General features: G+C 73.5%; 5 protein-coding genes. All 5 read right to left on the reverse strand.

Annotated features, from left to right (window positions below):
• Positions 1–58: 58 nt before the first annotated feature.
• A complete protein-coding gene (locus tag ACK4LS_RS09825; protein ID WP_409716594.1) occupies positions 59–1,390 on the reverse strand; it encodes a sulfate adenylyltransferase subunit 1 in 1,332 nt (443 codons plus the stop codon).
• Positions 1,390–2,307 carry a sulfate adenylyltransferase subunit CysD gene (gene cysD / locus ACK4LS_RS09830; RefSeq protein WP_409716596.1) on the reverse strand — a complete coding sequence of 306 codons (918 nt, stop codon included), beginning with the start codon at positions 2,305–2,307 and terminating at the stop codon, positions 1,390–1,392. Before cysD ends, ACK4LS_RS09825 begins: the two co-directional genes overlap by 1 nt.
• Positions 2,304–3,041: a phosphoadenylyl-sulfate reductase gene (locus ACK4LS_RS09835; protein ID WP_409716602.1), complete on the reverse strand. Its 738-nt coding sequence runs from the start codon at positions 3,039–3,041 to the stop codon at positions 2,304–2,306. The genes cysD and ACK4LS_RS09835 overlap by 4 nt, the downstream gene beginning before the upstream one ends.
• A 2-nt stretch (positions 3,042–3,043) precedes the next feature.
• Positions 3,044–4,759 carry a nitrite/sulfite reductase gene (locus tag ACK4LS_RS09840; protein WP_409716604.1) on the reverse strand — a complete coding sequence of 572 codons (1,716 nt, stop codon included), beginning with the start codon at positions 4,757–4,759 and terminating at the stop codon, positions 3,044–3,046.
• Between the two features lie 278 nt (positions 4,760–5,037).
• Positions 5,038–7,432, reverse strand: a 2,395-nt coding sequence (locus ACK4LS_RS09845) for an aldehyde dehydrogenase family protein (RefSeq protein WP_409716598.1), incomplete at its 5' end; no start/stop codon positions are given.

The raw sequence follows: 7,432 nt of genomic DNA on the forward strand, positions 1-7,432 counted from the left end.
CGCCTCCTTCGTGGGCGTCGGGTCTCGTGCGCCGGTCGGCGCACGCGGGGTGTGCGCCTCAGCGCACGATGCCGGCGGCGAGAGTCGCGCCGTCGGACGGATGGATGACGAGGAACGAGCCCTCGTGTCGGCTGTCGCGGTAGGGCTCCAGCGGCAGCTCGGCGGCCAGGCGCAGGCGCGCGCGGCCGATGTCGTTCGTCTCGAGCCGGTCGGCCTCGACGTGGGTGAGCGCGTCGAGGTCGTACCGGGAGTCGATGGACGCCACGATCGCCTGCACCGCCGCCGTGCCGTGCTTGACGAGCACCCGCGCGCCGGTGGTCAAGGGCCGCGCGTCGAGCTGGAAGAGCTCGACCTCGGCCTCGCGGCGAGGCGCGGGCAGGGTCCCCGCCGTGGCGATCACGGCGCCGCGGGCGGCATCCACGTCGTCGGCGAGTTCGAGCGAGACGGACTGCGGGGCCACGGCGCTCTCGGCCGGAACACCCGCGACACGGATGCCCTGCACCAGCGTGCGCACGCCCGAGCCCGACACCTCGACCTCGTCGCCGACGCGCACGGTACCGCGCGAGATCCGACCGGCGACCGCGCGGTAGTCGCGGAGCGCGGTCGCGGCCTCGGGGTCGGCGGCGAGCTCCGGCGCCAGCCCGCCCTGCGGGCGGATGACCGACTGCACGGGCAGACGCAGCGGTTCGGCCTCGCGGGAGGTCTCGTCGGCCGAGGGCAGGGTCTCGAGCAGCTCGAGCAGCGCGGGGCCGTCGTACCAGGGGGTGCGGGTGGAGCGGTCGACGATGTTGTCGCCCTCGAGCGCCGACACCGGGATGACGTGCAGGTCGTCGATCTCGAGTTCGCTGGCGACGGCCTTTGCCTGCGTCGCGACGCTGTCGAACACCTCCGCCGAGAAGTCGACGAGGTCGATCTTGTTCACCGCGATGATGACGTGCGGCACGCGCAGAAGGGCGACGACCGCCAGGTGGCGGCGCGTCTGCTCGACGACCCCGGCACGCGCGTCGACGAGCACGACGACGGCGTCGGCCGTGGTGGAGCCGGTGACCATGTTGCGCGTGTACTGCACGTGGCCGGGGCAGTCGGCGAGGATGAACGAGCGCGTGCCGGTGGCGAAGTAGCGGTAGGCGACGTCGATGGTGATGCCCTGCTCGCGCTCGGCGCGCAGGCCGTCGGTCAGCAGCGCGAAGTCGAACGCGCCGTGCGCGAAGCCGCGGTCGGCCGAGGTGCGCGCGACCTGCTCGAGCTGGTCGGCGAGGATCGCCTTGGCGTCGTGCAGCAGGCGTCCCACGAGCGTGGACTTGCCGTCGTCGACGGAACCCGCCGTGGCGAAGCGGAAGAGCGTGGGCTCGGTCGTCTCGACCGGCGTCTCGAGGGTGTCGAGCGACATCAGAAATATCCGTCCTTCTTGCGGTCCTCCATGGCCGCCTCGCTGAGGCGGTCGTCGGCGCGGGTGGCCCCGCGTTCGGTGATGGTGGTGCGCGCGACCTCGGCGACGATGGCCGTCAGGTCGGCGGCATCCGATTCGACCGCGCCGGTGCAGCTCATGTCTCCCACGGTGCGGTAGCGGACCGTGCGCACCTCGACGCTCTCGCCCTCGCGGGGAGGGGAGAACGGACCGACCGGATGCCACATGTCGCCGCGGCGGTACACCTCGCGCTCGTGCGCGAAGTACAGCGGCGGAAGGGCGATGGCCTCGCGCTCGATGTAGCGCCAGATGTCGAGCTCGGTCCAGTTCGAGATGGGGAACGCGCGCACGTGCTGGCCGGGGGTGTGCCGGCCGTTGTAGAGACTCCACAGCTCCGGTCGCTGGTTGCGCGGGTCCCACTGACCGAACTCGTCGCGCAGCGAGATGATGCGCTCCTTGGCGCGCGCCTTGTCCTCGTCGCGGCGCGCACCGCCGAAGACGGCGTCGTGGCGTCCGGCGGCGATGGCATCCAGGAGCGGGAGGGTCTGCAGAGGGTTGCGGGTGCCGTCGGCGCGCTCCTGCAGGCGTCCGTCGTCGATGTAGTCCTGCACGCGCGCGACCTCGAGGCGCAGGCCCAGGCGCGTGACCGTCTCGTCGCGGAAGCGGAGCACCTCGGGGAAGTTGTGCCCGGTGTCCACGTGCAGCACGGGGAAGGGCACGCGGCCCGGCGCAAAAGCCTTCGTCGCCAGGTGCAGCACCACGACGGAGTCCTTGCCGCCGGAGAACAGCAGCACGGGTCGCTCGAACTCGGCGACGACCTCCCGGATGACGTGGATCGCCTCGGCCTCGAGCAGGTCGAGGGTGGACAGGGCAGTGGATGCCGTGGATACAGCGCTCATGTGTGCAACCCGCATTCCGTCTTCGACAGGCCCGCCCAGCGGCCGGACCGGGGATCTTCGCCGGGGGCGACCGGCTGGGTGCACGGCTCGCACCCGATGGAGGGGTAGCCGTGGGTGAGGAGGAGGTTGACCGGTACCTTCTGGTCGTTCGCGTAGCCGAGGAGGTCGTCGAAGCTCCACGCCGCGACCGGGTTCACCTTGACCAGGCCGTTTCGCTCGTCCCAGGTGACCAGCGGGGTGCGCGCACGCGTGGGGGCCTCGTCGCGGCGGACGCCGGTGAACCACACCTCGTAGCCGCCCAGCGCCCCCTGCAGGGGGTCGACCTTGCGGCGCGCACAGCACAGCGCGGGATCGCGCTCGTACAGGCGCGCGCCGAAGGCGGCATCCTGTTCTGCGACGGTCTGCTCGGGCAGCACGTCGACGACGCGCACATCGAGGGCGCGGTCGACCTCGTCGCGCGTGAAGCGGGTCTCGGCGAAGTGGTAGCCGGTGTCGAGGAAGAGCACGTCGACGTTCGGCAGGTGCGCGGCGACCAGGTGCGGTAGCGCCGCATCGGCCATCGAACACGCCACCGCGGCGGCTTCGGGAGCGAAGTGGCGGGCGACCCAGGAGACGACCTCGGCGGGGCTCGCCTCGTCGGCGGCGAGGCTGCGCAGCTCGACGTCGCCGGCTTCCGCCAGGGCCCTCAGGTCGTCGGCGCTGCGGCGCGCGGAGACGCGGGGGGCGAGGGACACGCTCACTGCAGGGCCTCCTCGTCGGCGCGGTGCGCCCACTGGGCGAAGGTCTCGTCGGCGGCCTCGTCACGCTCGTCGAGGAAGCGGCGGACCACGCGGTCGACGTAGTCGGCGATGCCGTCTGCGGCGACCTTCAGGCCGCGGACGGTGCGTCCGAGGCCCGCTTCGTCGCGATCCTGGGAGGCGAGCCCGCCGCCGAGGTGCACCTGATAGCCGGGCACCTGCTCGCCGTCGATGGTGACGAGCTGACCCTTCAGGCCGATGTCGGCGGTCTGGATGCGGGCGCACGAGTTGGGACACCCGTTGACGTGCAGCGAGATCGGGTGCGGCAGGTCGAAGCCCGCGAGGCGCTCTTCGAGATCGCGCACGGCGGCGGTGGCGTTGACCTTGGTCTCCACGATCGCGAGCTTGCAGAACTCGATGCCGGTGCACGCGATCGTGCCGCGGCGGATGAGGCTCGGCCGTGCCTGCAGGCCCAGGTCGTCGAGACCCGCGACGAGGGATTCGACCCGGTCCTCGGGGATGTCGAGGATGACGACCTTCTGGTGGGGGGTCGTGCGCAGCCGCGTCGAGCCGTGCTCCTCGATGAGGTCGGCGAGGCGGGCGAGCGTCGTGCCCGAGACCCGCCCGACGATGGGGGTCGCGCCGACGTAGAAGCGCCCGTCCTTCTGGCGGTGGATGCCGACGTGGTCACCCGGGCCGGCGGGCTGGGGAGCCGCGGGGCCGTCGGGAAGGGCGTAGCCGAGGTACTCGTCCTGCAGCACCTGGCGGAACTTCGCGGGCCCCCACTCGGCGAGCAGGAATTTCAGGCGCGCTTTGTTGCGCAGCCGTCGGTAGCCGTAGTCGCGGAAGATCTGCGCGACGCCGTGCCAGGTTTCGGCCACTCGCTCCGGTGCGACGAACGCGCCGAGACGTTCGCCGAGACGCGGGGAGGTCGACAGCCCCCCGCCGACCCAGAGGTCGTAACCGATGCCGAGCTCGGGGTGGTCGACGGCGACGAAGGCGACGTCGTTGATCTCGTGCACGACGTCGTGGTGGGGGTGACCGGTGATGGCCGACTTGAACTTGCGGGGCAGGTTCGACAGCGTCGGGTCGCCGATGAAGCGGCTGGTGATCTCGTCGATCTGCGGGGTGGGGTCGATCAGCTCGTCGGCGGAGATGCCCGCCACGGGCGAGCCGAGCACCACGCGCGGCACATCGCCGCACGCCTCGGTCGTGCCGAGTCCGACGGCCTCGAGCCGTCGCCAGATCTCGGGCATCGACTCGACCTCGACCCAGTGCAGCTGCACGTTCTGGCGGTCGGTGAGGTCGGCGGTGTCGCGGCCGAACTCCCGCGAGATGCCGGCGATCACGCGCAGCTGCTCGGTGGTGAGCTGCCCGCCGTCGATGCGCACGCGCAGCATGAAGTACGCGTCCTCGAGCTCCTCCGGGGTCAGCGTGGCGGTGCGGCCCCCGTCGATGCCGGGCTTGCGCTGCGTGTAGAGACCCCACACCCGGAACCGGCCGTGCAGGTCGGTCGGATCGATGGAGGAGAAGCCGCCCGCGGCGTAGACGTTCTCGATGCGCTCGCGCACCGCGAGACCGTCGTCGACCTGCTTCCACTCCTCATTGCCGTTGAGGGGTGTGGTGCCGTCGATCTTCCACTGCCCATTGGGTTTGGTGGACGGCCGCGGCGGCCGGGTGGCGGCGCGCGGGGGAGTCTGGCTGGTTGTCACGATGCGGCTGTTCCTTCGCTGCGCCGGCGCTGCATGCCGGCGACACTTCCGGAGACGCTAGGGCCGGGCTGCGGATGCGGGCCAACGAGTGCGTCTTCGGGCGTCGCGAAGCGACACGCCGCGTCACGCAACGGCGGCGACGTTGCGCGAGAAACCGGAACCCGGTAACCAGCAGCCCGCGCCCGTGGCCGAACGCTCGCCGAGGCCGGGCCGCACGACGCAAACCCCGGCGCCCCGTCCGACCCGGACCGCACGATCCGTGCCGTGCGCGTGAGCGCGCGTCAGATGACCGAGGCGCTCCAGGGGTCGGGCCGCCCGAAGCGGAACGCGGAGATCGACACCGCCTGCTCGCGCAGGAACGGCAGCAGCTCGATGCGGCCCGCCGTGGTGACCTCGTCGGCGTAGACCGCGAGTGCGGCGTCGGCGCCGGTCGTCTCGGCCACGGCGGCCCGGATCGCAGCCACCGACGCGGCCGGACCGACCAGGCGCACGCGCGCCGGGCGGGGCAGGGCGCCGATCCGCTCCGCGTCGTCGCCATCGACGGCATCCGGGACGCCACCCGCCAGGCGCTGCAGCCACTCCGCATCGCTCTCCACCGAGACGGCGACGCCGCTCTCGCCGAGCAGGTGCCGCACAGCGGCGGGAAGTCCGACGGGCGTGCTGAGGCTGAAGGTCGACCCCGACCGCACGGCGGCGACGAGCACCCTCAGCACCGCTTGCCACGACGCGTCCGCGGTGGCGCGCACGGAGACGTCGGCCGGTCGGTAGCGGCGCAGGTTGCGCTCCACGCCGAGGCGCGAGACATCGCGGACGCGGCCGTACTCGCGATCCCACGCGACGGCGTCCGAGAGGGCCCCGCGGCGCAGCCAGTCGAACGCCTCGTACGACAGCGTGGGCTGCGCCGCCTCGATGAGGGCGGTGATGCGGCTGTCGAGACCGCGCAGGTGCAGCGTCGACGACGCCGCCCCGCCCGACGACGGCCGCCACGAGCCGAGGGCCACCAGGCGGTTGGGTCCGCCCGACAGCGCCGTGGCGCCGACCGCGGCCTCGCCCCAGCCGCCGACGGGCTCGCGCTGCACCACCGCGCCCGAGGCCGGACGATTCACGCGCAGCACCGCCGCTTCGACGGTGTCGAGCCACAGGTCGAGGTCGGCGGCGTCGCGGGTGTGCAAGCCCGCGACGAACCCGGAGCCGATCGCGTTCTGCAGCTCGACCGCCCGCGTCAGGCTGGGCGCGTGCAGGATGCCGAGCACCGGGGCCGCGACAGCGGCGCGGGTGAGGTGCGAGCCGGCGGTGACCCCCGTGCGTACGCCGGGCGACCAGAACCGGCCGGCCGTGTCGGGTCCGAGGTCGAGCTCACGGGGCTCCACGAGCCAGCGCTCACCGTCGGCCAGCACGGTCAGCGCGCGCCGCACCTCGCCGGTGGGCTCCTCGAGGAGCGGACCGATGTCGCTCAGCGGGTCGTCGGCGGGGCCGACGCGCAGCGAGGTGACGGCATCCTTCAGCTGATCGGTGAAGCGCGCCGAGCGGGCGACCGCCCCCACGAGGATCACCAGCGACACGGCCGTGGCGGCCTGTCCCGCGCGGCCGAAAGCGCCGGCCACGATGTCGGCGACGGCCTCGTCGAGGTCGGCCGAGGGGGCGACGATCACGGCGTTGCGCCCCGCGGTGAGCGCCTGCAGGGGCAGCGTCGGGCGCCACGCCAGGAAGCGCTCGGCCGTCTCGCGCGCGCCGGCCAGCAGCACGCGGTCGACGCCGGGGTGCACGAGGAGCGCCCGCCCCGATGCCTCCTCGTTGAGGTCGACGTAGGCGAGCACGTCGCGCGGCACGCCCGCCGCCCACAACGCCTCGGCGACGACGGCTCCCGCTCGCCGCGCGCGCGGGGAGGGCGTGAGCAGCACGCCGGAGCCGGCGGCCAGGGCGGCGAGGGTCTCAGCGGCGCACAGTCCCACCGGGGAGTTGCCGCGCGGCGCGACGACCGTGACCCGGTCGGGCAGGAAGACCGCCCCGGGCACGCGGTCGAGCTCTTTCGCGGTCGAGGCGTAGTACGCCGCGGCGTCGACCGCCTGACTCACCTCGACGTCGGCCTCGGCCAGCAGCGCCCCGCCCTCCGACGCCAGCACCTCGATCAGCTCGGCGCGACGCTGCTCCAGCGTGCGCGCGGCCGCCTGCAGCACCACGGCCCGGTCGGCGGCGGCGAGAGCACCCCAGGGCTCGGCACCGGCGCGGACGCGCTCGAGCACCGCGTTCAGGCCCGCCTCGTCGTCGACCCGGCCCGCGGCGGCGGTCGCATCGCCCGCGGTGGAGCCGGGGACGCGCTCGAGGATCGACAGCGCCCAGGCGCGGTCGGCCGTGACGGTGGGGTCGGTGTCGGGCACGTTGCGGAAGCCGGGGGCACCGCCCGCGAGCTCCGCGCTCTCGCGGGCGGAGAACACTGCGGTGTCGACGAACGCCTGCCCGCCGAACAGCATCTGCTGCACGTCGGGACCGAGGGCGGAGGTGTCTCCGGATGCCGCGGCCTCGCGCGCGATGCCCAGCACCGCCTGCGTGAGTCCCGCCTCCTCGGCGTCGGCGTCGGCCGGGTCGCGCAGGATCGCCGGCGTCGCCTCGAGGTCGCGCTGCGGGGCGCGCGTCGGCGGCGGCGGCGCGTCGGCGGCCGCGAGAGCCCGGCGAGCG

The sequence above is a fragment of the Microbacterium sp. genome, assembly GCF_046295495.1.
Lineage (GTDB): Bacteria > Actinomycetota > Actinomycetes > Actinomycetales > Microbacteriaceae > Microbacterium.

Bases quoted from the DNA above. Each gene is read 5' to 3' on its own strand.
- cysD (WP_409716596.1), bottom strand. From the start codon at position 2,307: ATGAGCGCTGTATCCACGGCATCCACTGCCCTGTCCACCCTCGACCTG.
- ACK4LS_RS09825 (WP_409716594.1), bottom strand. From the start codon at position 1,390: ATGTCGCTCGACACCCTCGAGACGCCGGTCGAGACGACCGAGCCCACG.